We start from the raw sequence: 24,831 nt of genomic DNA on the forward strand, positions 1-24,831 counted from the left end.
TGGAAGAACTAGCTACCCCTCCAGGATCCAGCGAGCGATCTCCTCCACGTCCTTGCGCGCGGTGGGAGTCCACACCATGAGCGAGTAGGTGTGGGGCGCACCCTCGGTCACGATCGTGGTGGTGTCCACGCCCGCGAGCTGCAGTTCCGCCACCGTATTCATGGTGTCCGGGTAGAGGATGTCGCGGTCGCCCTGAGTAATCAGGGTGCGCGGCAGTCCCTCGAACGAGCCGTAGATCGGGCTGACCAGCGGGTCGAGCACGTCCCGCTCCCCGGCCCACCAGCGACCCGAAGCTTGCAGCCGCTTGACGCTGAGCATGTTGTCCTTGGACTCGTAGGCCGAGATTTCGGGGTTGCTGAGCGACGCGTCGACCCACGGCGCAATGAGCACCAGGCCGTTCAGCGACTCACCCTGCTCGCGCAAGCGCTGCGCCTGGGCCAGCGCCAGGCCACCGCCGGACGAATCACCCATGAAGTACACGCGCTTGCCGAGCGAACGCGCCAACTCGAGCGTTCCGTCCGCGAGCGGCTGCACCTCGTCCACGGTGTGCAGGGGCGCCAGCGCGTAGCTGGGCACCACGACCGTTGCACCGGTGTGTTTGATCAACTCGTCCAGGTAGCGCCAGTGCGTACCCAACATGGCGTTCACGTAACCGCCGCCGTGCCAGTACACGATCACGGGCGCCACGGCACCCCACGCGCGAGACTTGGGTTCAACCACGAGCACGGGTCGGCCCGCCACCATGACCTTCCGGAAGTTCACGCGTTCGTGCATGGACTTGTGCGGAGCGGCCTCGGGTTTGTCCTTACTCAGTTCCTCGCGAGCCGTTTCCTCCTCGTTCGGCATACTCGGTAGCAACGGCAACAACGCGTCCGTCGCCTTGAGCGCGGGATCCGCCTTGCGCAACTCCACTTCCGAGAACGCCATGGCCTTCACGGGGACGACGCCGCTCGCGGAGTTCCCTGCCGCAGCGTCCGTCGTAGGGGTTGAGACGGGGGCGGGAGTCGTTCCCGGCGCGGCAGCCGCACCGGCAATCGCGGAGGTGGAGGCCTGAGCCGACCCGCCATGTGCACCCGCACCGACCGCAACGGGGGCAGCCGACCCGCCGCTTACGGAACCGTCGCGATCCGAGGTGGGAGCGGCGTCGTCGCGCTGGGAACGGGAACCCGAATCCGAATTTGAACCGGAACCCACCGCGGCGGTGGCCGCACCGCCAGCGGCACCGGCGGTGGCGCCGGCGCGCACGAGGGACTCGCCCTCAACGTCCACGCGCGGCAGGATCTTGTCCAGCCAACGCGGCAGCCACCAGACCTTTTCACCCATGATCCGCATGACGGCCGGGATCAGGAACATGCGGACCACGAACGCGTCCAACAGAACGCCGATCGCCAGGGCGAAACCAATGGGTTTGATCATGGACAGGTGCGCGAAGATGAAGCCCGCGAACACGGAGATCATGATGATCGCCGCGGCCGTGACCACAGCGCGACCGGCCTTGAATCCGTACACCACGGCCTGACGCGCCGGGTGGCCGTGGACGTAGGCCTCGCGCATGCCGGAACCAAGGAATAGCTGGTAGTCCATGGCCAGACCGAACAGGATGCCGATCATCAGGGTGGGCAGGAAGCTCAGGATGGGCCCGGGATCGTGCACGCCCATCAGATCGCCACCCCAACCCCACTGGTACACCGCGACCACGGCACCCAGCGACGCCAGGACCGAGAGCAAGAAGCCCAGGGAGGCGATCACCGGAACCACGATGGAGCGGAAGACCATGAGCAACAGGAGCAGCGAGATGATGATGACCACGCCCAGGTAGAGCGGGAGCTTCTCGCCGAGTAGCTGGGAGACGTCGATGTTCGCGGCGGTCGTGCCGGCCACGCCGATTTTGACGTCCTCGCCGTTCAGCGCGTCACCGTTGAGGCCGCGCAGGTTGTTGACGAGCTCCTCGGTGGCGGCATCAGCCGGACCGGATTCCGGGATCACCTGGATGACGCCGGTGCGGTTGTCATCGGTGGTGACGCCGGGCAGCACGTTGGCTACGTCGTCCTGTTCGGCAATGCGGTCGGACACCAAGTTGATCTTCTCGGTCGCCTCGTCATCGCTGAGGCCCTCGGGCATATCGACCACGGCCACGAGCGGGCCGTTCTCGCCGGCGCCGAAGTCCTCGGCAATGCGCTGGTAGGCCTGGTACGAGGTGCTGTCCACGGCTTCGGTGGAAGCATCCGGCAGACCCAGGCGCATGTCCTGAGCCGGCAGTGCGAGCACCACCAGGACGCCCACGCTCAGCAGCGAGGTGATCCAGGGGTGGCGCAAGTGGAACGGCACGTCGTGTTCGTTGATGTGCTGCTCGTCAGGGGCGGCGTTTCGCTGCTTGCGGGGCAGCGCCTTGCGCCCGGCCAGGGAGAGCAGCGCGGGGGTCAGGGTGAGGGTGATGAGCAGGGCGATCAGCACGGCAACGCCGGCCACGGTACCCATCAGGCCCAGGAACGGAATGCCGGTGATGTTCAGCGCCACCAGTGCGACGATCACGGTCAGGGCAGCGAAGAATACGGCGGTGCCGGAGGTACCCACGGCCATGCCGATGGATTCCTTGACCTCCATACCGCGGCGCAGCTGCTGACGGTGGCGGTTCAGCACGAACAGCGAGTAGTCAATACCCACGGCCAGGCCCAGCATCACGCCGAGCATGGGGGTCACGGACATCATGTCGATCACGCCGGAGAAGGCGAGCGTCGCGGCCGTGGAAATACCCACGCCGATCAGCGCGGTCAGCACCGGCAGGATGGCCGGGACCAGGGCGCGCAGCATGACCAACAGCACGATCGCCGCGATCACCACGCCCACGATTTCCGCCGGGCCCAGCAGGGCCGAGATGTCCTGCGAGAGCTCTTGGGAGAAGTCCACGCCCACGCCGTCGACCGAGTGGTCTTCCACGGCGTTCATCACGGCTTCCTTGGCATCCGCGGTCACGGACGTCTGATCCACGGTGAAGTTCACGACCGAGATGGCGGAGTTGCCGTCCTCGGAGACCACGCGGTAGTCGCCCATGCGTTCCATGGCCTGCTCACCGGATTCCAGCTGAGCCTGCTGCTCCTGGATCTGCTGCGGGTTGATGCCGCGCTGCTGCAGGATCTGGTCCGCGTTGGCGCCCGGAGGCAGGTTCTCCTCCAGCTGCTGGATGGCCTGCTGGCCCTCCTCCAGCTGCTCGCGACCGTCCACGAGTTGCTGACGTCCGTCATCGAGCTGGGCCTGCGCCTCGAACGGGTTGGTGGCGCTGTCCACCTGGTCGATGCCCTCGGTCGATGCCACGGCATCGGCAATACCCTGCCGCTGTTCCTCCGTGAATTCCGAGCCGTCCTCGGTGTAGAACACCATGCGGCCGGTGCCCTGGTTGGCCTCGGGGAGCTCGTCCTGCAAACGGTCGGCGAGTCGCTGGGTTTCGGTGCCCGGAATGGTGATCGCGTTGGACAGCTGCACGCCGGAGAACGCCACCGCACCCACAGAGATGGCCAGCACGGCGATCCACGCAACAATCACCGCCCACGCGTGACGGGCCGAGCCGATGCCCAGCCGGTAGAGAAGTCGTGCCACGGAGAATCTCCTACTTGTAAGTAGCGATGGTCATGTTCAGTTACGTTCCGCGATAGCGGGTCTCGCCGACGACGCCGCTCGCGCGGGCTTGCCGACAAAAGGTCAGGTATGTCAGGTGTTGAAGCCGCGGCCCAGAATCTTGAGGGTCTCGGTCAGGAGTTCGTTCCACTCACTTCGGGCTTGGTCGTTCAGTTCCCCGCCGGTGCGCAAGAGCCATGCGTCCATGCACACGGCCATGGAGTTGATGATGGAAGTGGCCACCAGCTGCAGTTCGAGCTGGCTGTGTTCGGGCAGCCGTTCGCGGAGCACGTGCTCCAACTGCTCGGTGGCCGTATTGGTCACGCGGAAACTCCAGAGCGCTGCGGTCGGTGATTCTTTGACCTCAGTTGCCTGGATCAGGAGCGGGCGCAGCGCTTCGACCAGGCTGTGAGCCCGCATCGCCGTGCACAGATCCCGATACACCGAACCCAGTGTTTGATCACCTAGCTCGGAAGGGTCCGGAAGTTCCGCAAGGATTGCCCCGACGAGATGTGAAACCAATTCCGAGAGGTACTCGTACCCCGCATCTTCCGCCGATGAGAAGTGGTTGAAAATGGTCCGCCGGGAGACGCCTGCCTTCTTGGCCAGGTCATCGACGGAGAACCCCTGAATGCCGTGGAGATCAGCCAGCTCACCCGCGGCCATCACAATGGCGCGCCGGTTGTGCCACTTGAGAGCACCCCGCTTGTCCTTGGGGGCTTCCCCCTGGCATGAAAAGTTCACGTGTCAACAGTAGGGCACTTGTTGCACTCTGTGCACCTTCTGAGCCTGAGTGTGAGCAAGCAGACTTCTTGGGGAAAGCTGGGGGTGCTTCTTAGGCGTTGGCGCTTCTCGTTCGGTGTGCGCAGCCGGCCGGGCGTCAGGCGTTTAGTGGCAACCGTCGGGTTCCCGCAGGCAGGCGTCAGGCTTCAAGCGAGGTAGCTCCGTTGGATTTCCTCGGGGACCATGCCACCGCCGGTCAGCCAAGCGATGTGGGTAGCGTTCTGCAGCCGCTGATCGGTGAGGTTCATTCGCTGACGATAGTCCGCATCGGTGGTGATCCACTGCGGGCCATCAAGGGCTGCCGCGGCGGAGGGCTCGGCGAGTATTCCCTCTGTTGCATACAGCGCTTTGACCAGATCTTTCATCCGCTGATCGGCCACCGTGTAGTAACCCTCGATGAGGCCCTGCATGCGTCGCCCCACGAAACCTGATGGTCTCCCTACGGCCAAACCGTCCGCCACCGTGTGGGTGTCCAGCCCTAGTTCAGCCACAGAGATCTCATCGTGGAGTCCGGTGTAGACGCCCAGCATCATGCACGGCGCCGCGGTGGGTTCGGCGAAGACACAGTGGACGGCATCTCCGAATTCCAGCTTGAGTCCATAGGCCACCCCGCCCGGTGCACCACCGATGCCGCACGGAAGGTAGACGAACAGCGGGTGATCCACATCTACCGTGATTTCCTGATTCGCCAGCTGCCGCGCGAGCCGTCGGCCCGCCACGGCGTACCCGGCGAACAGGCTGACCGAGTGCTCGTCATCCACGAAGTGCGTGGTCGGGTCGGCCTGCGCGGCTTTACGTCCTGCCTCCACCGCAGCGGTGTAATCGGTACTGTGCTCCACCACTTCAACACCCAAACTGCGGAGCAGTTCCTTCTTCCAGGCTTGCGCGTGCGTTGACATGTGAACGGTGGCTTGCAGCCCGAGTGCGGCCGCGGTGATACCGATGGACAGCCCCAAATTTCCGGTGGAACCCACGACCACCCGGTGCTCGGCCATGAGTTCGCGGAACGGATCCGAGCTGAACACGCGATAGTCCGTGATGCCGGCAACTTCATCCTCATGGCCGGCCACAGTGAGACCCGGGGTCAGGCTCTGAACCGTATCCGTGTCGCTCTCCGCAGCGCGGTTCGTGCTCTCGCCGACTTCAGCAGGTGACGGCAGCAACCCCGCCTCCATGACCAGTGATTCCGCGTACTCGAGAACCTCGTGCACTCCTCCGCGAGCCTTGATGGAGCCGCTCACGGGCAGAACGTCGTCGCGCTTGAGCAGCAACCGGCCCGCCGTCAGGCCCAGTTCACGTTGCATGTCCGGCGCGGCATGAAGCGGTGACTCGATCACTCCGCGAGCGTCCCCCGTCTCCGGAAACGCCTGGGCAATCCACGGGGCGAACCGCTCGAGTCGCGCGGCGGCGTCGTCCACGATGTCCGACGAAAGTTCCGACGCGACCAACCCCGCCGCGGTGGTGGTCACGGCCGGGTTGAACCACGCGGATGGTTCTTGATCTGCCAACCGAGCGAGGAACGGGTCGTCGCGAAAGTCGCCGCGCACTGCCATCACGCCTGCTGCGCCGCCACGGACACGCTGGCCGGATCGTCACCATTCCGTGCGGCACGCAGCAACGCCGTCAGGTTCTCCTCCGTCGGAGTGGTCGGATTGGATGCAGGGATGGCCTTCAGGGAGCGCTCCACGGCCTCCGCGATCCCGTCCTCGGTGAAGCCGATGTCCGCGAGCGCCCGGGGCGCATCGATCTCGCGATACAGGGAGCTTAAGGCCTCGGTTGCATCACCGGAGTCGGCGCCGAGAGCATCGGCCAACCGTGCCGAAACCTCCGGCACCGCGGGGGCGTTGAACGCCAAAACGTAAGGCAAGACGGTCGCGTGGACCTGCGCATGCGGAAGATTGAACGTCCCACCCAGCACGTGCGCAATCTTGTGATGCATTCCGGAGCCGGCGGATGCGAAGGACAACGCAGCAAGGTAGCAGCCGTACAACGCCATCTCGCGGGCGCGCAGATCGTCCGGATCGGCGGTGATGCCACGCAGGGCAATCGTCAGGGCGCGAGCGCCTTCGAGCGCGAACGTCCGATTGATCGGATCCGCCTTGGGCGCCCACAACGAATCCACGCAGTGGGCCATCCCGTTCAGGCCGGACGCGACCGACAGACCCACCGGCAGGGAACGGGACAGAGCGGCGTCGTAAATCACGGTGACCGGCAGGACCTTGGGATCCAGGCCGGTGGTCTTGGTGCGGTTCTCGGTCAGGCCCCACATGTCGGTGGCCTCGGAGCCGGCGTAGGTCGTGGGCACGGCGATCAGCGGCAGACCGGACGTGAGCGCGACGGCCTTGCCCAGACCGATGGTCGAGCCGCCGCCCACGGTCACCAGCGCGTCGACCTTAGCTTCCGACGCCGCCGCGCGCGCCTTCTCCGCGAGCTCCACCGGGACGTGTTGGACCACCTCGTTCCACCACAGGCCGGGCTCGAGACGGGCGGTGATCTCCCGGGCGGCCCGTTCTGCGGATCCACCCGTGATGATCATGGGACGCGTGCTGCTCAGCCGCCCGAGTTCGGCTGTGAGGAATTCACCGGCCTTGTCGGAGCCAAACAACACCCGCTGGGCGGCGGTGCTGTGCTCGAACACCATGGGCTGATTGTCACCGGGCTTGGTCTGATTGGACCGTTGATCACTCACGAACATCCCGCTCTCTACGCACGAAGACTGGTTGGCTCCAGTCTGTCAGGTGCGCCGAGTCGACCCCAGAGCCATTTCGTGACGGTTTACTGCCGAGTATGGCGGCTTACCGTGCAGTAAGCCGTGATCAGATGGTGCCCGCTGCTTCCTCCCAGGTCCGGTACTGCGCAGCCAGCCGCACGGGAGCGTTGGGAGCGCCAAATCCGCGGTAGCCACCGCGGCGTTCCACGACCTCCACGAACACTTCACCGAGGGTCGCGGTGTAGAAGTGCAGGAACTCACCGTGCTCGTCGCGGTCGTAAAGCAGTCCGTGCTCGCGTAGTTCCGCAACCAGGTCCGGGGCCAGATCGAAGCGGGCCACGAGGTCCTCGTAGTAGTTCTCGGGAACTGGCAGGAAGGTGAGGCCGCGGCGTCGTGCGCGTCGAGCCACGGCAACAATGTCGGCGCAGGCCAGCGCCACGTGCTCGGGGTAGGCCGCTCCCGTGTACGCGCCTTGCTCCGCGGCGGTGGGGGCCACGTTGAGCGGAATGCGCACGGTTTCATCCGCGGACCGCATGACCTGCGAACGCACCAGCCCGGACGGCCCCGCGACCTCCTGAGCGGGCTGGGCATGCAGGTCGAGCAGAGAGGTCAGGAACAGGACGGCCTCGTCGTAGTGCTGCCACGGCTGGGCGAGGTTCACGTGGTCCACGCCGGTGATCAGGGATTCCGACGTCGCCTCGGCCGGGTCCGCGCCGAACTCCTCCAACCACGGGGGCACACCGCTGTCCGTGTGGGGACCGAAGAAGATCTCGGTGGCATCCGGAGCGACCACGCCGTGCAGCACGGTTTCGTCCGGCTGCTGGGTGCGCCAGACCACCGGGGCGAGCAAGCGGGAGGCGCGGTGGGCGGCGTCGTCGGGGTTGTCGACCTGGAAGCCCAGGGCGGCCAGCCGAGTGGGCTGCTCGAGCGAGGCCTCGAGATCCTCCGCGATGACCATGCGCACCGGGCCCTGCGTCCACGCCTGAACGGTGTCCTTGCTGCGGTGGTGACCGGCGAGCTCGAACCCTAGCTGGTGCAACAGGCGCGTGGTCTGCCCGAGCTTGGAGGTGCGCAGTTCCACGAAATCCCATGCCCGCGGCGGCTGGGGATCCGGCAGGTCGGTCAGCACGAGCGGCTCACGGGCGGGGTCCTCCCCCGCCGCGCGCACGGCGTCCGCCGTCTGGTCTTCGAGCCAGCGCAACGAGCGCAGCCCGTCCACGGCGGTGCGGTGAACATCCGCCTGGCGGAAGGCGTCGTTGAAGATTTCGAGCGAGACCGGACCCGCGTAGCCGCATTCGTGCAGGCGAGCTAGCACGTCCACCAGGTCGAAGTCACCCTCGCCAGGGAACACGCGGTGATGCCGCGACCACGAGAGGATGTCTTGTTTGAGCAGGGGCGCGTCCGCCAGCTGGACGAAGAACAGCTTCTCCGGGTCCATCGACTCCACCCCGTCCACGGTGTCCCCGCGGGAGAGGATGTGGAAACTGTCCAGGCACGTGCCCACGGCGGGGTGATCGGCCAGTTCCACGATGCGGTGGGCGCGGCGCCAGTCGTTGACGTTCTTGCCCCAGGCCAGGGCCTCATAGGCGAGCTTGATGTCGTATTCGGCGGCCAGTTCGCCGGCCCGTCGAAGCTGATCCGCGATCGCTTGGTCATCATCCAAAGCCGCCGTGGCCACGTTCGAGCACATCAGCAGCACCGGGGTGCCCAGGCGATTCATCAGCTCGAACTTGTCGCGCAGCCGCCGTAGCGAATCGGGGAACGCGTCCGGCGCGACCTCCACGCCGTCCCGGAAGGGCTGGTACATGTCCAGGGACAGCCCCAGCTCCGCGGCCATGTCTCGCAGTTGTTCGGGTGAGGACGGCGAAACCACCAAGTCCTGCTCGAACACCTCGATCCCGTCGAATCCGGCGAGCGCAGCAGCCTGCATTTTTTCTTCAAGCGTGCCGGACAGGCACACCGTGGCGATGCTGGTTCTCACAGGGCCGCTCCCGCTTGCTGCTTGCTGGCCACCGGTGCCTGCCCGGTCAGGGACAGAAAGTGGTCGCGCATCCGCTGCCGGTCCGGTTCCAGATCGGTGAACAGCCTGAAAGCATCGACCGCCTGCCCGACCGCCATGTGGCCGCCGTCCAGCACTTGGCAGCCCAGCGACTTGGCCGCGGTCACGAGTTCGGTGGCCAACGGCAGGTAGACCACGTCCGCGACCCACTGCTGCGCGTTGAGCAGGGCGGTATCGAACGGGGTGCCCGGGTGATGATGCATGCCCACGGGGGTCGCATTGACGACGCCGCTCGCCCCCTTCACGAGCTCGGGCGCCTGTTCGGGTGAGACAGTCTCGACGACGGCGCCCGGGTACCGCCCGGCTAGGGCTGCGGCGCGCTGAGCCGCGCGAGCGACGTCGACATCCACCAGATCCAGGCGCTGGACGCCCACGGTGAGCAGGGCCTCGGCAACCGCCGAACCCGCGCCGCCCGAACCGAACTGGACCACGCGTTCCAGGTTGACCCCGGGCAGGCCGGCACGGAAACCGGCCGTGAACCCGGAGCAGTCGGTGTTGTAGCCAATGAACTTGTCGTCCCTGATCAGCACGGTGTTGACCGCTTCGATCGCGGCGGCCTGGGGATCCACCTCGTCCAGGTGCTCCAGCACGATCTGCTTGCACGGGTGAGTGATGTTGAAGCCGTTGAAGCCCAGATCCCGGCCGGCGCGCAGCAACTCGCCCACGTCCGATCCGGGGCGATTGATCACCGTGAGGTCCACGGGCCGGTAGAGGTAGCGCACGCCGTGGTGATCGGCTTCGCGCTCGTGCATGGGTGGGGTGAGGCTTTCGGTGATGCCGTCGCCGATCAAACCGATCAGGAAGGACTCATTGCGAGTGGACATGCGGTTCCTTTCGGGGAATCCGTGGCTACTGAGGTGACTGGATGCGTTGATGGGTCGGCAGGTGCCGCGGCGACTAGCGAGGTATCGGTGACTACGGACGCTGCGGGAGTTGCGAGGCCAGTTGGGCGGCGGCGTCGTTGAGCAAAGGCAGGTGCTCCTCGAGGCCGGCCAGGTCGCAGCGATAGACGGGGGCGGCGAGCGCGAGCGCGGCGACGAGCGGCCCACCCGGGGTCATGACGGGCACGGCGACGGCGCACATCCCGTCATCGTGTTCCTGGTCCTGGGAGGCCCAGCCGCGTGCGCGGGTTTCCTCGAGGATCCGCCGCAGGTCGTCGCGATCGGTGAGGGAGCGGTCGGTGCGCTGGCCCAAGTCGATGGTGGCGACCAACTCGTCGCGCGTTTCTTGCGGGCTGAAGGCGAGCAGCGCGCGGCCAAGGGATGAGGTGTGCAGCTCGCCGCGGTCTCCCGGGTCGGTGGTGATGCGGTGGTTGGGGCCGTCCACGGTGTGCACGGTGAGGAAACGGTCGCCGTCCAGAACGGCCAGCAGTGAGCTTTCACCGGTGGCTTCGGTGAGCTTGCGGAGAATGGGGAGCGCGACGCCCGAGTATCCCCTGGCCGTGGCGACCTTCTGGCCCATCTGGAACACGAGCAGGCCCAGGCGGTACTGCTTGGTGGTGGCATCGAACTCAGCGAAACCGGAATCGACCAGCGTGGTGAGCAGGCGGTAACAGGTGCTGAAGGCGTAGCCGGAGTCGGCGACGATCTGGCCCGCGGTGGCCCCGTGCGGGTAGTTGGCCAGCAGTTCCAGGAGCGTAAGTCCTTTGCGCACGGTGCCGGAGCGATCGGCTGGGCGCGCCTTGTCCTGCGTGCCTGCCTCGCCTGCCGCGTCCGCCGCCGAGACGGTGGTCTGGGTGGGGCTCATGATGTGCTCCTGATTGTTTTTCGTCGGGTACTTGACGAACAGTGTGACTCACATCATGCTTGTGTTTCAAGTATTTGAAAACTATTTCCAATATTTGGCAATCACCGCAGCGGGGACGTTCGATCCCACGCCTTCCGTGAAGGATGACTTCTCATGAGCACCACCTACCACACAGGCTCCCCGGGGGCCGAAAACCCGCCCAACCATTCGGCCGGGACTCCCGCCAAGACCCCGAAGAAGGCCGCGCTCGCGAGCTGGATCGGCTCGGCCCTGGAGTACTACGACTTCGCCGTGTACGGCACTGCCGCCGCACTGGTTCTGAACCACATCTTCTTCCCGGAAGACGCGTCCCCGGGCGTGGCCATCCTGTTCTCCATGGGCACCGTGGGCGTGGCGTACGTGGTCCGCCCGCTGGGCGCACTGATCATGGGGCCGCTGGGCGACAAGTACGGGCGCAAATTCGTGCTCATGCTGACCCTGTTCATGATGGGTGGCGCCACGTTCTTGGTCGGCTGTTTGCCCACCTACGATCAGGCCGGCCTCTTGGCTCCGGCGCTGCTGGTGCTGTGCCGCGTGATCCAGGGCCTCTCCGCCTCCGGTGAGCAGGCGAGCGCCATTTCGGTCTCGCTCGAGCACTCCGATGACCGCCACCGCGCCTTCACCACCAGCTGGACCCTGCAGGGCACCCAGTTCGGCACCTTGCTGGCGACCGCCGTGTTCATCCCCTTCACCCTGATCCTCACCGAGGAGCAGCTCTTCAGCTGGGGCTGGCGCGTTCCGTTCTGGGCCTCCGCCGTGGTGGTGTTCGTGGCCTACATGATCCGCCGTCACCTGGAAGAGCCGCCGGCCTTCGAGGAAGCCCAGGCCGAGGGTGCCGAGGTCAAGCGCACCGCTCCCCTGAGCACCCTGCTGAAGTACCACAAGGCCGCCGTGATCCGCATTGCCGCTGCCGCCATGGTCAACACCATCAATGTGGTGTTCCTGGTCTGGTCGCTCTCCTTCGCCACCTCCATCGTGGGCCTGGAACGCTCCACCATGCTGTGGGTCTCGGTGGTCGCGAACTTCGTGGCACTGTTCACGATTCCGGCGTGGGCACTTCTGGCGGACAAGATCGGCCGCAAGCCCGTGTTCGTCGTGGGCGTGCTGGGTGCGGTGGGCTTCATGTTCCCCTACCTGGCCGCCGTGTCCGCCGGTAACTGGACGCTCATCTTCGTGCTGGGTGCGCTGGTGTCCGGCTGCTTCTACTCCATGGCCAACGGCATCTGGCCCTCGTTCTACGCGGAGATGTTCCCGACCCGCGTCCGCGTGACCGGCCTGGCCCTGGGCACGCAGATCGGCTTTGCGATCTCCGGTGGTCTGACTCCCATCCTGGCCACCTCCGTGGCCGGCGCGGACGGTGCCCAGTGGATGAACGTGGCCCTGGTCGTCGCTGCCGCGGGATTGATCTCGGTGGTCGCAGCGCTGACCGCCAAGGAGACCAAAGACCGTTCCCTGGACGAGATCGACGACCTGCACACCACGCGCACCGAGGCCCTCGAACTGGGTGCCCTGGACCGCAAGGAAACCGCGGCTGCGGGGCGTCGCTGACGCAACCTCGTGATCTCCTGACCTGACCCACGCGACCCGGCCCGGGCGGCGTCGTCACTCCTGGTGAGTGGCGGGCCGTCCGGGTTTGGTGATGTGGAGGGCAAAGGAGGCGAGGATGCCGACCACGGCCGCGGCCATCGTGAGCATGAACCCGCGCTCGGGTTGCACGGACAGCACGCCACCGAGAGCGGCGCCCAGCGAGACGCCGAGCACCAGGCACGTGGTGAGCATGGTCATCACCGAGGCGATGCGGTGCGACGGCGCGATCCGCTCGCCGCGGCCGAATGAACTCACGAGCATGGTGCCCACGCCCACGCCAATGATCACGAACAGGCCGGCGATGACCGGGGTGCTGGGCAGGGTGACCAGACCCAGGCAAGTTAGGCCGATGATGGAGGCGCCGATCGCCACGCGCAAGGACAAGGGGAAGCGTTCGGGAAGGCGGGAGACCAGAATGCTTGCGACCGCGCTGCCCGCACCCATGAAGCCGTAAATGACACCGGTGTAAGCTTCCGTGCCGCGCAGCACGTTGACGGCGGTCAGCGCGGTCTGGGTCGAGCCGAACACGGTACCCACGCACAGGCACACCATCATGGGCGGCAGCGCCTTGGCGATCGAAATCTTGCCGATGCCACCCGCCGCAGTGTCCTCGACCGTGGCCGCGACGTGCTCGGTGCGGTGGCGCGCCAGGTACATGATGAACGCGCCCTGGCCCACGATCACCCACGCCATGATGGTGAGCAGAGCGGGGTTGGGACCGAGTAATCCGACGAGCAGACCGGCAATCACGGGACCCAGGATGAAGCTGGTTTCGTCGCAGGCAGTTTCGTAGCCCAGCGCGCGGGTGATCAGTCGCGGTTGCCGACGCCGCCGCGCCAAGCCCGACCAGTGCGCCCTCGCGATCGCGCCCACTTGCGGGTTCGCGGAACCGACCAGGGCAGCGCACACGAGGATGAGGGGGGTGGGCCCGTCATTGACGACCGTCAGGAGCAGGGCCGTGAGGCTCAGCAACTGGATGAGCGTTGCGCTGACAACCACGGGCAGCGGACCGAAATGGTCGATGAGCCTGCCGACCAACGGGGCGCCAACTGCTGAACCAAGTCCCACGGCTGCCACCGTGATGCCGGCCAGACCAAGACTCAGTCCAGCGCCGCTGACGTACAGCAGCAGCCCAAGTTGCAGCGTGGCCGCAGGCAGGCGACCGATGAAGGCCGTGATCAGGAACGGCCAGCCACCTGCGGCAACGAGCGAATCCTGTGCTGAGAGTGGCGTCTGCGCCTGCGGGGCGGTCGAGCTGGGCAAAAGGATCCTCCGGGTACATCAAACCACCGCACACCCGACCACACGTGCGGACCGATCCCTCTAAGTTCGTCTCAAATGGTACTCGCGAATCGGGCGGTTGGCGCTGGGTGGAGGGGAGGGGTTGGTCACGGGTGAGAGTGGGCGTGGGCCCGGTCGTCGGTGCGTGCCTGGGGGTTCGGCGGGACCTTTCCTCACGCGTGAGGGGCACGCGCACTTGGAGGATCGGTGGCACTCGGGGCTCAAGCACTTGGTGGTTCGGTGGGGCACTACTTCACATGTGAGGGGTCGTTAGAACCCTTAGATGCACTCCAGGTGTCGTTAGAGCCTTTTCCGCTGGGCAGAAGGGTTCCAACGGCACCTCAGATGTAGGCGAAGGTTCGAACGACACACCAGGTGCAACGGAGGTGAGGCGTCACGCCATACTTGGGGCATGGATCAGGGTGTGAGGTCCGCCGAGTTCGGTCCGCCGGGGCCGCTGCGGAATCGACTGGTGTTGCTAATCCTCCGCGGTCAGAAGACGGCGACGAGTTCGCTGGTTTCGGACTACGACGTTGAAGGTGAACCGCTGCCTGAGCCAGGTGAGCTGGAGCTCTTGCTGAACTCCAATGACCGTGGCGTTGCAGTCCTTGAGACCATCGCGGTCACCATCGTGCCGTTGAGCGATATCCCCTGGTCCCATGTGGTTGCCGAGGGCGAGGGCCACACCTCGTTGACGGACTGGCGCCGGGACCACGAAGAGTACTGGGCCGCCCACTCCCCCGCCGGCCAACTCGATGACAGCACGCCAGTGGTGATGCAGGAGTTCCGGGTGGTGGAGCGGCTGGTGGCAGATTAGAACCCTCAGATGCACACCAGGGGCCGCTAGAACCTTTCCCACAAGGGATGAAGGTTCCAACGGCACTTCCCGTGTAATCGATGGCTCTAACGGCACACCGGGTGCACCCTGCACGGACCACCAAAACCCATGCACTGAAGCACGAGACGTAGATCACATTTAGGCGCATAGTGTCTTCATGGCACACACGAATTCGAACAACTCCGGCCAGCACACCGTGGTGATTGGCGCCGGGACAGCAGGATCCATCGTTGCGGGGCGGTTGGCCGCGGCCGGTCACACAGTGACTCTTCTGGAGGCCGGCGGGCAGGACACGAACCCCGCCATTGCAGAGCTCCCCCGCCTGGGCGAACTGTGGCACAGCGCGGAGGACTGGGATTACTTCACCGTCCCGCAAGAACACGCCTCCGGCCGGGTCATCCACTGGCCACGGGGCCGCGTCCTAGGCGGCTCCCACGCACTCAACGCATCCATCTGGGTACGCGGTAACCCACTCGACTACGACGACTGGGCCGCGGCGGGTTGCGACGGGTGGTCTTGGAGCGACGTCGGCCCCGTTTTCGAAGCCCTGGAAAATTACGACGGCGCCGCGTCGCCTGACAATCTCAACCCCCGCGGCAAGGACGGACCGATTCCCGTGGTGGGCAACTACAAGCGCAGCCCAATCTTCGAGTCGATCATTGCCGCGGCGGAAGCGGTGGGTGTGGAGTTCAATCCCGATTACAACGGTGACCAACAGGACGGCGTCTCTTACGAGCAGCTGACCATCCGGAACGGAAAACGCTGCACCACCTACACGTCGTACGTGAAGCCGCTGGTCGAGGCGGGGAAGATCACGGTTCGCACCGGGGCGATCGTGGAGAAGTTGCTGATCGGGGGCGGCGCGGTGGTCGGTGTGGAGCTGCACGCCGGCAACAACCAAGAAGTCGAAGGGGTGGAATCAGAGGACCCCGCGGCCAGGGAAACCGGATCGGGCGATGTGATTCGCGCCGATCAAGTCATCCTGTGCGCCGGGGCGCTGGACAGCCCCAAGATTCTGATGCGCTCGGGTATCGGGCCGGCTGATCATCTGCGCGAAGTAGGCATCGAACCGATCGTGGATCTGCCGGGTGTGGGTGAGAACCTGCACGACCATCTGCTGCTGCCCGTCATTGCGGAAGCCACCAGCCGGGCCGTCGATCACCAGGTGGACGAGCAATCGATATCGCAAACGCACCTGTTCTGGCGCTCGGGACCGGAGCAGGATCGACCGGACACCCAACCCATCCACTTCTGCGTCCCGATGTACGACGACACCATGACCGGACCCGCCAATGCGTTCACACTGCACAGCGGCCTGGTGCGGCCCTATTCGCGCGGGACCATCCGCCTGACCGGGCCGAGCAGCGCGGATCCCGCCGAGTACGATCCGCAGATCTTCGCAGATCCGCGGGATCGGGAATCGTTGCGAGCGTCGTTCCGGCAAGCGCGGGAGATGGTCAGGAGCGCGCCGTTGGCCGAGGACTGGGGTGCACGGGAGGTCTATCCCGAGTCCGACCTCGCCACCGAGGAGGAAGAGAACGCCTACATGGACCGGGCGGTGACTACCTACCACCACCAAGTCGGCACCTGCAGGATGGGCACCGATCCGATGGCAGTCGTGGACCCGGCGACCCTCAAGGTGCACGGGGTGGAAGGGCTCCGCGTGGTCGATGCGTCGATCATGCCGTCCGTGACCACGGGAAACACCAATGCACCGTCGGCGATGATCGGCGAGAAGGGCGCACGGATGCTGCTGGGTGAGGAGTAGGCCGCATCTCCTGGCGCGCTAGAACCCTCAAATACACATCAGGGGCCGTTGGAACCCTTCCCGCTAGGGAAAAGGGTTCCACCGGCCCCTGAGATGTCCGCGGCGGCTCTAACGGCCCACCACGTGCACAGCCAAGCTACTTGGGGCAAGGATGCGCGTAAAACCTACTGCACCGCCACCTTCGCGAACGGGTAGTCGGTGTAACCGCGAGCCCCGCCACCGTAGAAGGTCTTGCTGTCCGGCTTGTTGAGCTCCAGGCCATCGCGCCAGCGCTCGACCAAATCCGGGTTGGCGATGAGTGCCCGGCCAACCACCACGGCGTCGGCGATGTTGTCCTGCACAATGTGCTCGGACTCTTCCAGATCCGTGTGCTCGCTGAACCCGCTGTTGAGCATGAACGGACCGCCGAAGCGAGTGCGCAGATCCTGCACGAACGGGCTGTCGATGTCCTTGTACAACATGGACAAATACGCCAGACCCAGGTCCTTGATGCCGTCGACCAGGACTTCGTACGTGGCCACGGCGTCAGCGTGATCGGCCTCCACCGCGCCCTGCACGTTGTGCTGCGGCGAGATTCGGATGCCCACGCGATCGGCACCGATTTCCTCGGCCACCGCGCGCGTCACCTCGATCACGAAGCGCGCACGGTTCTCCGGGGAACCGCCGTATTCATCAGTGCGCTGATTGGATGCCGGGGTTAGGAACTGCTGCAACAAGTAGCCGTTGGCACTGTGCAGTTCCACACCGTCAACACCGGCGTCCACGGCGCGGCGGGCGGCGGCCACGAACTCATCGCGCACGTGCGGCAGGTCCTCGAGTTCCAGGGCACGCGGCTCCGGAGTATCGGCCTTACCACCCGGGATGTGAATCGGCTCACCCGACGCGATGGCACTGGGAGCTTCACCCTGCTGCCCGCCGGTCAACGCGGGGTGGACCAGACGTCCGGCATGCATGATTTGAATGAAGAACAGGCCACCGCGCTTGTGCACAGCCTCGGCCACGCGACCCCAGCCGGCAGCCTGCTCATCCGTGGCCAGGCCCGGCTCGTTCATGTAACCGCGGCTCACCAGCGTGGGGAACGTGCCCTCGGAAACGACCAGGCCGGCCGATGCACGCTGGGCGTAGTACTCCACCATGATGTCCGTGGGCACGCCGTCCGCATCTGCCCGCATGCGGGTAAGCGGGGCCATCACCACGCGGTTATTCAGTTCGTACTTGCCCACCGTCAGCGGGTCGAAAAGAGTAGTCATATGCATCCTTCCACGGTTCTCTCCGGGTCGCGGCAAATAACCCGCCCGGACACTTTCCGAAGACAACAACGCAATGCGGCCCCGAGACATTCCAACGGCGCCGGCCCTGGTGTCCATCGGCTGGCGCCGGACCGGGCGGCGTCGTCGACCGTTACCGGGAGATCACCTTAGGCGCGGCCACGGACTTGAGGCCCTCCACCCCGAACTCCAGGCCGTAACCGGAGCTCTTGATGCCGCCGAACGGCACACGCGGATCCACGGCCCCGTGCTTGTTGATCCACACCGTGCCTGCCTCGATCCGCTGCGCCACCTCGAACGCGGCGTCCGGATCGGAGGACCACACCGAGGCGCCCAATCCCACGTCCAGGCCGTTGGCCATGGCGATGGCCTCGTCCAGGTCCGAGTACTTGATGATCGGCAGAGCCGGACCGAATTGTTCCTGCGCCACCAGCGGATTGTCGTTGGGCAGGTCCGCGATCAACGTGGTCGGATAGAAATAACCGGGCTGGTCAGCCTGCGGATCACCGCCGATCAGCACCCGGCCGCCACCATTCTTGGCGTCCTCCACCAGGCCGGCCACGATGTCGTACTGCTGCTTGTTCTGCAGTGGGCCCAGCACGTTCTGCTCCTCGAGCCCGTTGCCCATGGGCATCTGCTGGGCCACCTCAACCAGGGCGTTGCACACGTCGTCGTAGACGTCTTCGTGCACGTAGAGGCGCTTGAGGGCAGCGCAGGTCTGGCCCGTGTTGATGAACGCGCCCCAGAACAGGTCGCCCGCGATCTTCTGAGCATCCACGTCAGGCAAAACGACACCGGCGTCGTTACCTCCCAGCTCGAGCGTCAGGCGCGCCAGTCCATCCGCGGCGGATCGCATGATGGCCTGGCCGGTCTTGGTGGAGCCGGTGAACATGATCTTGTCGATCCCTGTGTGTTCGGTCAGCGCCTTTCCGATCTCTCCGCCGCCCGGGACTACATGCAACACGTCCTCCGGTAGCGCCTGATTGAGCACGTGGACAAGCCCCAACACGGACAGCGGCGTGTACTCGGAGGGCTTGACCACCACGGTGTTGCCCATGCGCAGCGAGGCGGCAACCTGCCACACGGTGATCATCATGGGCCAGTTCCACGGGCCGATCGCACCCACCACTCCCAGCGGCATGTAGTGGAGTTCGGCCTTGCCGGATTCATCATCCACGAGAACTTCCGACTCCATGGGCGTGTCCGCATTGGCGCGCAACCATGCGGCACATGCACCCACCTCGAAGGCCGCGTTCGGGCCGTTCTTGATCGGCTTGCCCTGCTCACGGGAGAGCAGCTCCGCGAGCGCCTTCGCGTTGGCCTCCACCGCATCCGCCGCGCGATGCAGGTACTCGGACCGTTTGGCATGGCCCGACGCCGCCCACTCCGGTTGCGCAGCGCGGGCCGCCTCGATCGCCCGGTTCAGTTCGGCGACCGTGGACTCGTGGACCTTGCCCACCAGCTCCCCCGAGGCGGGGTCGAGAATCTCGCGACCGGAGGGATCTGCAATGGCTGACAACAGTTCTTGATACGTGCTCATGGGTGCTCCTTGGATGCCGGTGGTCCGCCAACGGCTGGCGAAGGCCTCGTTCTGCATCCATTGTGGCTTGTGTCACGCCGCTCATGTTGTCTGCCCGTGCAGCCGTCTTGCTCCTCGGTGCAGGCGAGGGCTCCGGCGTTCACCTCGCGACGTCTCAAGCAGCACCCCGCAGCCAATGACAAGTGCCCAGCACTCCTGGACAACGCCTTGCGGGTGTGAGCTGGCTAACAATGGGATAAACCTGTTGAAACCCGCATCGGAGGCTCACCGTGCAGCAACCTACTCGCCTCGCGAGGCGTCATCTGTCCACCACAGCCCTGGTATTCATGATCATCGCCGCGTCAGCGCCCTTGACCGTCCTCGCCGGCGGCGTGCCGACCAGTTTCGCGGTATCCGGTCTTCTGGGTGTGCCGGTGGGTTATCTGATCCTGGGACTCATCCTCGCCGTATTCGCCATTGGATACGGCGCCATGAGTGGGCATGTTCAGAACGCCGGAGCGTTTTACGCGTACGTGGCCGAAGGCCTGGGAAACAGGCAAGGCATCGCCGCGGCCATCCTGGCGTTGGTCTCCTACAACATGATGCAGGTTGGTCTGTATGGACTGTTCGGCTTCTCGTTGGCCACCTTGATCACTGGTCTGACCGGCATGACGGTTCCGTGGTGGCTCGCTGCGCTGGCCGGGTGGGTGATTGTCGGTGTTTTGGGTGTTAACAGCGTGGACCTCTCCGCCAAGGTACTGGGCATTTTGGTCGCCTTAGAGTTTCTCGTGGTGGGTGTGGTCTCCGTCCTGGCGCTCGTAGCCGCCCCGGAGGGAATCGGGTTGCAAACCCTTGACCCGCAGAACTTCTTCACTCCCGGAATCGGAGTGCTCCTGGCCTTTGGCATCGCGGCATTCATGGGGTTCGAATCGGGCGCCATTTACTCTGAGGAAACCAAGAACCCCCGGAAGACCGTGGCCCGAGCAACCTACATTGCAGTGGCCGTGATTGCCGTGTTCTACATGTTCTCGTCCTGGGCGTTCTCCGTGGGTGTCGGGGCCTCAAACATCGTGTCCTCATCTCAAGAACTCGGGCCGGACCTGGTGTTCGTGTGGCTCGCCGAACGCAGCACACTGCTCGCCGACGTCGCGAACGTCCTTTTCATCACGAGCTTGCTCGCTGCTCTGGTCGCCTTCCACAACGGCGCCGCCAGGTACTTCTTTGCACTGGGCCGTACCGGGGTGCTGCCAAAGAAACTCGGACTGACATCCGTCAGGACCGGAGCTCCGTTTGCCGGGTCCCTTGCCCAGTCCTGCGTGGCGATCATTGTGATTGTGGTTTTCGCCATAGCCGGAGCAGGTTCACCGCTGGGAGATCTGTTCCCTGTTCTGACTCTGTTCACCTGGCTGACCAATGCCGCAGCCTTTGGTTTGGTGTTCCTCCTGGCCGTCACATCCATTGCGGTCGTGGCTTGGTTTTCTCGCAATCACCACGGACACGGTGTGGGCACTCGCGTGGTGGCGCCGGTGATCTCAGCACTCGGGTTGCTCACCGTGGCCGCCCTCATCCTGGTCAACTTCGATCTCATGATCGGAGCGGAAGGCCCATCACCGCTGGTGGCCATCATGCCGGGCATCATCATTGGCTCGGGTGTGGTGGGACTGATCTGGGGTGAGGTCATCAGGCGACTCCGCCCGGACGTGTACCGGGCCATGCAGCACGAGGATCAGATCCCCGAATCGCAAGAACTTCCCGTGGTCACCAACCACCCTCATTCCTGATTCGATCAACAACCCATTCACCGGAGGAATTACCATGAGCAATCCCCATGTCGTAGTTGTCGGGGCCGGTTTCGCCGGCCTGGTCGCCGCTCGCGAACTGCAGATGGCCGGCGTAGACGTGGAAATCGTTGAAGCCCGGGAGCGTATCGGCGGACGAGCGTGGACTGAGGAACGCATGGGTCGCCCCCTCGAACTCGGTGCGACCTGGGTGCACTGGATGCAACCGCACGTGTGGTCCGAGATCACGCGGTACGACCAGAGCATCTACCCCAGCCCATTCTGTGATGACGCATATTGGGTCACGGGTGATTTGGTCAAACACGGTTCCGAGGCGGACCTCGAAGCGGCGATCGACCGCCCCATGCAAAAGATTTTTGAGGACTCTCGCGAGTTCTTCCCGTACCCCTACGAGCCACTGCACGTACTGGACGAAACCAGCGGCAGCACCCCGGAACTTCGCCGGCGGTTCCTGGCCGCGGATGAAGGCAGCGTTTTGGATTGCCTACGGGACGGCTCCTTCTCCCAGGAAGAGATCGATCTCTGCAACGCTTTCTGGGCCGCCGGGTACATCGGGGACCCGGAACTGGGGTCGCCGCTCATGGCCAAGCAGTGGGCTGCGCTGTCCGATCATCGGATGAGCCTCATGGAGGAACAAACACTTCGGTACAAACTCACGAACGGCATGCGGGGAATCTACGAGAACATCGCCGCCGACCTCAATTGCCCCATCAGGCTCAACACCCCGGTCGCGTCCATTGACCACCGGTCGGCCGGCGCCACGGTCACCCTGGAGAACGGCGAACGCATTTCCTGCGACGGCGTAATCGTCACGGTGCCCGTGGGTGCGCTGCCCACGATCGAATTCACTCCGGCGCTACCCGAAGGCATGCGCAACATCGTCGACAAGAAGTGGAACTCCACCGGATGCAAGATCTGGGTGAAGGTCAAGGGTCACCACAGCATCCTTGGCTACGCACCCACCCCCGCCAAAATGGCGATCTTGCGCAGCGAGTTCTTCATGGACGACGACACCACCATTTGCGTGGGATTCGGCCCCCACCACGACCTGGTGGATCTCAACGACCCGAAACACGGTCAGGAAATCATCAATCAATGGCGACCGGACTTGGAGGTCGTGGACTCCACCGGCCATGACTGGGTGGCGGACAAGTGGAGCGGTCAGGCTTGGGCCACACTGCGTTCGGGGCAGTTCACCAACGGGTGGCACCACTTCCGCGCTACCGATAGCCGGCTGCATTTCGCGGGGGCGGACTGGGCGCGGGGCTGGCGCGGCGTCGTCGTGGACGGCGCCATCGAAACTGGACTGAGCACGGCACGCAACATGATCAAGGAACTGAAAGTCTGAGCCCAGCCAACGGCTCCCGGCCGGGTTCGGGCTGAATACGTCAGGACCCGGCCAGAATGCGCCGCCGGTAGGCGGACGGTGTTTCGCCGAACTCGGCCTTGAACGACTTGCTCGCGTGCGCGGGATCCAACAAACCGTATCGGCCGCTCACCGCCTGTACGGTCTCGTCCGCGAGCGCGGGATCCGCAAGATCACCTCGAATGGCCTCCAACCGCTTCAGACGAATGGATGAGGAGACCGTCAGGTCCTGGGCCGCGAACCTGCTGTGCAGCTGCCGGACCGACACGTACAGCGCCTTGGCAATGGCGCCGGGTGTTAGCTCAGGATCCCCCAGGTGGTCGTCGATGTAGGCGGAGGCCTGCTGCACCAAGAGATCACCGGACTGCTCCGCGCTCAGTTCCAGGACGTCGGAGGACAGCACGCTCACGAGCATTCCAAGGGCACTGCGAACCAGGCGCATCGCGTGGGGTCCGTGCAGGACATCCATATTTTCCGCCAGATCACGGAACATGGGCGCGGCCACCCTGCCCAATCCGTGATCCTGCGTGACTCGCCGAGCGGTCACCAATTCAACCTGCGCCGGTGTCATGTGCACCACGGAGCGGGGAAACGTCATGACCATGGAATGTTGAGGTCCGCGGTACTCCAGCTCGTACGGCCGATACGCCACGTACAACCCCAGGTCACCGGGGCGCAATGTGCACTCGCGCCCGTCCTGTCGCAGCAGGCACTCACCGTCGAGCTGCAGGCTGAGTTTGAAGTACTCACCCTGGTCCTGTTCCACCAGCTGCGCCGTACGGATCACTCGATGAGCGTCGGTGGTCATGTCGAACAGGTGAACGTCATCGAGTTCCACGGCGCGCAGGTTCGCGCGGAAGCGTTCCTCGTCCGGGGCCGTGATCTCCAGTGCCGCGAATGAACGGCGAATCACCGTCCGCCACTGCTCCATGGTCAGATCAGTGTGCTGACCAGAATCTTTATGTGCCGTGTCGTTCGACATGCGCATTGTCCTCGCTCGCTTGCTGACCGGGTGACCGCATCCTACGGACAATCGGCCACGACAAACACCAGGTGTCAATCACCGCAAGCGGGACGGGGCGGCGTCGAAAACCCGGCGCCACTCATGCGTGAGCGACGCCGGGTTTTCTAGATTCCGTAAAATCAACAGGAGTCGCTCACAGGCCCTCCCCCGAAGGGGACACCAAGATTTTGACCGCCGTCTCATTGCGGTGAATGAGAGTGTCGAACCCTTCATCCACCAGACCTTCCAACCCGATCTTTCCGGTGATGAACGGTTTCAGATCGATCTTGCCGGACTCCACGAGCTCGATGGTGGCGGGGTGGGAATTCACGTATGCGATAGTGCCGCGCAGGTCAATCTCCTTCATCACCAGCTTGTGGATATCGAAGTTGGACCGCTCCGCCCAGATCGATACGACCACCAGCACTCCAGTGGGCCGAAGCGCGTCCATAAGGGTGTCCAACACGACCTGGACGGAGGTGCACTCGAATGCAATATCCGCGCCCTTGCCGTCGGTGATCTCCTGGACTTCCGCAGCCACGTCCACTTCGCGCGGATCCAACGCGTAGTCGGCAACGCCAGTCTCCAGTGCTTTCTCGCGGCGCAGCGGGGAGAGCTCCGATACCACCACGGTGATATTCAGCGCCTTGAGCACAGCGGCCGTCAACAAGCCAATGGGGCCGGCGCCACCCACTACAGCTACGTCACCGGCCTTCGCGCCGGAGCGTTCGACCGCGTGATACCCCACGGACAGGGGCTCAATCAAGGCTGCCTCATCCAAACTCACCGAATCGGAGATGGGGTGGACCCAGCGGCGCTTGACAGCGATGCGCTCTCCCAGGCCACCGCCACGTCCGGCGAGGCCGATGAAGTTCATGTTCGGGGACAGATGGTAGTCCTTGGAATCAGGGCCGGTGTCGACATCGTCACCAATGATGTAGGGCTCGACCACCACGTGCTGGCCGATCTCAAGATCCTCCACTCCTTCACCAAGCTCATCGATCACTCCGGAGAACTCATGCCCGAGAGTAACTGGAGCAGTTTCACCTGAGATGGGATGCGGAGTGTCATGGGTAGGACAGAATACCGGCCCATCCTTGTACTCGTGCAGGTCAGTGCCGCAGATGCCGCACCAGGCCACCTTAATTCCTACTTCACCAGGAGCCACCGCAGGCTCGGGGATCTCCTCAATGCGAATGTCGCCTCGGTCGTAAAACCGTGCTGCTTTCATCATGGGCCTCCGGGGCACTCATGGGATCGGGAACGGGGACTCGATCCCTGTGGTCTGACCATAAGCATGTTGGGCCCTAAAAATAAAGCGTTCTGCGAGCATTGACCGCATTTTCTGGCCCAGCCCCACAACGACGAGGCAATGAAGAAGTGGAGGACCAGGCCCATGCCGTTCACGAACGTGATGATGAAGGGTTTCATCGCCCCTGCCTCACATTCTCGT

Annotated in this window: 17 protein-coding genes; 5 read left to right on the forward strand and 12 right to left on the reverse strand. The window is 64.7% G+C overall.

What is annotated here, in order from left to right; translation table 11 throughout:
• Positions 1–12: 12 nt before the first annotated feature.
• The 7 genes from CKW39_RS04690 to CKW39_RS04720 all read right to left on the reverse strand — a co-directional run bounded on the left by CKW39_RS04690 (position 13) and on the right by CKW39_RS04720 (position 10,910).
• Entirely contained in the window at positions 13–3,594 is a 3,582-nt protein-coding gene (locus tag CKW39_RS04690; protein WP_095797022.1) for an MMPL family transporter, read from the reverse strand.
• 111 nt (positions 3,595–3,705) lie between these two features.
• Positions 3,706–4,356: a TetR/AcrR family transcriptional regulator gene (locus CKW39_RS04695; RefSeq protein ID WP_095797023.1), complete on the reverse strand. Its 651-nt coding sequence runs from the start codon at positions 4,354–4,356 to the stop codon at positions 3,706–3,708.
• A gap of 185 nt (positions 4,357–4,541) precedes the next feature.
• Positions 4,542–5,948, reverse strand: a complete 1,407-nt coding sequence (locus CKW39_RS04700) for a D-serine ammonia-lyase (RefSeq protein WP_254049282.1) — start codon at positions 5,946–5,948, stop codon at positions 4,542–4,544.
• Positions 5,948–7,036, reverse strand: coding sequence for a maleylacetate reductase (locus CKW39_RS04705; RefSeq protein ID WP_095797273.1), 1,089 nt, complete (start codon positions 7,034–7,036; stop codon positions 5,948–5,950). The genes CKW39_RS04700 and CKW39_RS04705 overlap by 1 nt, the downstream gene beginning before the upstream one ends.
• 175 nt (positions 7,037–7,211) lie before the next feature.
• A complete protein-coding gene (locus tag CKW39_RS04710) occupies positions 7,212–9,086 on the reverse strand; it encodes a bifunctional sugar phosphate isomerase/epimerase/4-hydroxyphenylpyruvate dioxygenase family protein (protein ID WP_095797025.1) in 1,875 nt (624 codons plus the stop codon).
• A complete protein-coding gene (locus tag CKW39_RS04715) occupies positions 9,083–9,988 on the reverse strand; it encodes a shikimate dehydrogenase (RefSeq protein ID WP_095797026.1) in 906 nt (301 codons plus the stop codon). The genes CKW39_RS04710 and CKW39_RS04715 overlap by 4 nt, the downstream gene beginning before the upstream one ends.
• Positions 9,989–10,079: 91 nt before the next feature.
• A complete protein-coding gene (locus CKW39_RS04720) occupies positions 10,080–10,910 on the reverse strand; it encodes an IclR family transcriptional regulator (RefSeq protein WP_095797027.1) in 831 nt (276 codons plus the stop codon).
• Between the two features lie 153 nt (positions 10,911–11,063).
• On the opposite strand from CKW39_RS04720, the gene CKW39_RS04725 reads away from it, so the two are divergent.
• The gene (locus tag CKW39_RS04725; protein WP_095797028.1) at positions 11,064–12,497 is read left to right on the forward strand and encodes an MFS transporter; all 1,434 of its coding nucleotides are present in this window, start codon (positions 11,064–11,066) and stop codon (positions 12,495–12,497) included.
• 54 nt (positions 12,498–12,551) lie between these two features.
• Here CKW39_RS04725 and CKW39_RS04730 read toward each other — a convergent pair whose 3' ends face one another.
• Complete coding sequence (locus tag CKW39_RS04730; protein ID WP_254049283.1) at positions 12,552–13,799, reverse strand: MFS transporter; 1,248 nt, start codon at positions 13,797–13,799, stop codon at positions 12,552–12,554.
• A gap of 430 nt (positions 13,800–14,229) precedes the next feature.
• On the opposite strand from CKW39_RS04730, the gene CKW39_RS04735 reads away from it, so the two are divergent.
• Together CKW39_RS04735 and CKW39_RS04740 are read left to right on the forward strand one after the other, a co-directional pair.
• A complete protein-coding gene (locus CKW39_RS04735) occupies positions 14,230–14,634 on the forward strand; it encodes an ASCH domain-containing protein (protein ID WP_095797030.1) in 405 nt (134 codons plus the stop codon).
• Positions 14,635–14,812: 178 nt separating this feature from the next.
• The gene (locus CKW39_RS04740) at positions 14,813–16,423 is read left to right on the forward strand and encodes a GMC family oxidoreductase (RefSeq protein WP_095797031.1); all 1,611 of its coding nucleotides are present in this window, start codon (positions 14,813–14,815) and stop codon (positions 16,421–16,423) included.
• Positions 16,424–16,587: 164 nt separating this feature from the next.
• Here the strand turns inward: CKW39_RS04740 and CKW39_RS04745 are convergent, their stop codons facing one another.
• Positions 16,588–17,673, reverse strand: a complete 1,086-nt coding sequence (locus tag CKW39_RS04745) for an alkene reductase (RefSeq protein ID WP_095797032.1) — start codon at positions 17,671–17,673, stop codon at positions 16,588–16,590.
• Positions 17,674–17,824: 151 nt separating this feature from the next.
• Positions 17,825–19,231 (reverse strand): aldehyde dehydrogenase family protein, encoded by a 1,407-nt coding sequence (locus CKW39_RS04750; protein ID WP_095797274.1) that lies wholly within the window; start codon positions 19,229–19,231, stop codon positions 17,825–17,827.
• Between the two features lie 269 nt (positions 19,232–19,500).
• Here CKW39_RS04750 and CKW39_RS04755 point away from each other — a divergent pair, with 269 nt between their 5' ends.
• Complete coding sequence (locus CKW39_RS04755) at positions 19,501–20,991, forward strand: APC family permease (protein ID WP_095797033.1); 1,491 nt, start codon at positions 19,501–19,503, stop codon at positions 20,989–20,991.
• 34 nt (positions 20,992–21,025) lie between these two features.
• Positions 21,026–22,357: an NAD(P)/FAD-dependent oxidoreductase gene (locus tag CKW39_RS04760; RefSeq protein WP_095797034.1), complete on the forward strand. Its 1,332-nt coding sequence runs from the start codon at positions 21,026–21,028 to the stop codon at positions 22,355–22,357.
• A gap of 40 nt (positions 22,358–22,397) precedes the next feature.
• Here CKW39_RS04760 and CKW39_RS04765 read toward each other — a convergent pair whose 3' ends face one another.
• Together CKW39_RS04765 and CKW39_RS04770 are read right to left on the reverse strand one after the other, a co-directional pair.
• Positions 22,398–23,357 carry a helix-turn-helix domain-containing protein gene (locus CKW39_RS04765; RefSeq protein WP_095797275.1) on the reverse strand — a complete coding sequence of 320 codons (960 nt, stop codon included), beginning with the start codon at positions 23,355–23,357 and terminating at the stop codon, positions 22,398–22,400.
• A gap of 175 nt (positions 23,358–23,532) precedes the next feature.
• A complete protein-coding gene (locus CKW39_RS04770) occupies positions 23,533–24,609 on the reverse strand; it encodes a 2,3-butanediol dehydrogenase (protein ID WP_095797276.1) in 1,077 nt (358 codons plus the stop codon).
• Positions 24,610–24,831 lie beyond the last annotated feature (222 nt).

The sequence above is a fragment of the Kocuria sp. WRN011 genome, from assembly GCF_002295155.1.
GTDB classification, from domain to species: domain Bacteria; phylum Actinomycetota; class Actinomycetes; order Actinomycetales; family Micrococcaceae; genus Kocuria; species Kocuria carniphila.

What these genes read in the sequence shown, in the direction of transcription:
- CKW39_RS04700 (WP_254049282.1), bottom strand. Translation starts at nt 5,948, where the DNA reads ATGGCAGTGCGCGGCGACTTTCGCGACGACCCGTTCCTCGCTCGGTTG.
- CKW39_RS04705 (WP_095797273.1), bottom strand. Translation starts at nt 7,036, where the DNA reads ATGGTGTTCGAGCACAGCACCGCCGCCCAGCGGGTGTTGTTTGGCTCC.
- CKW39_RS04715 (WP_095797026.1), bottom strand. Translation starts at nt 9,988, where the DNA reads ATGTCCACTCGCAATGAGTCCTTCCTGATCGGTTTGATCGGCGACGGC.
- CKW39_RS04720 (WP_095797027.1), bottom strand. Translation starts at nt 10,910, where the DNA reads ATGAGCCCCACCCAGACCACCGTCTCGGCGGCGGACGCGGCAGGCGAG.
- CKW39_RS04725 (WP_095797028.1), top strand. Translation starts at nt 11,064, where the DNA reads ATGAGCACCACCTACCACACAGGCTCCCCGGGGGCCGAAAACCCGCCC.
- CKW39_RS04735 (WP_095797030.1), top strand. Translation starts at nt 14,230, where the DNA reads ATGGATCAGGGTGTGAGGTCCGCCGAGTTCGGTCCGCCGGGGCCGCTG.
- CKW39_RS04740 (WP_095797031.1), top strand. Translation starts at nt 14,813, where the DNA reads ATGGCACACACGAATTCGAACAACTCCGGCCAGCACACCGTGGTGATT.
- CKW39_RS04745 (WP_095797032.1), bottom strand. Translation starts at nt 17,673, where the DNA reads ATGACTACTCTTTTCGACCCGCTGACGGTGGGCAAGTACGAACTGAAT.
- CKW39_RS04750 (WP_095797274.1), bottom strand. Translation starts at nt 19,231, where the DNA reads ATGAGCACGTATCAAGAACTGTTGTCAGCCATTGCAGATCCCTCCGGT.
- CKW39_RS04760 (WP_095797034.1), top strand. Translation starts at nt 21,026, where the DNA reads ATGAGCAATCCCCATGTCGTAGTTGTCGGGGCCGGTTTCGCCGGCCTG.
- CKW39_RS04765 (WP_095797275.1), bottom strand. Translation starts at nt 23,357, where the DNA reads ATGTCGAACGACACGGCACATAAAGATTCTGGTCAGCACACTGATCTG.
- CKW39_RS04770 (WP_095797276.1), bottom strand. Translation starts at nt 24,609, where the DNA reads ATGAAAGCAGCACGGTTTTACGACCGAGGCGACATTCGCATTGAGGAG.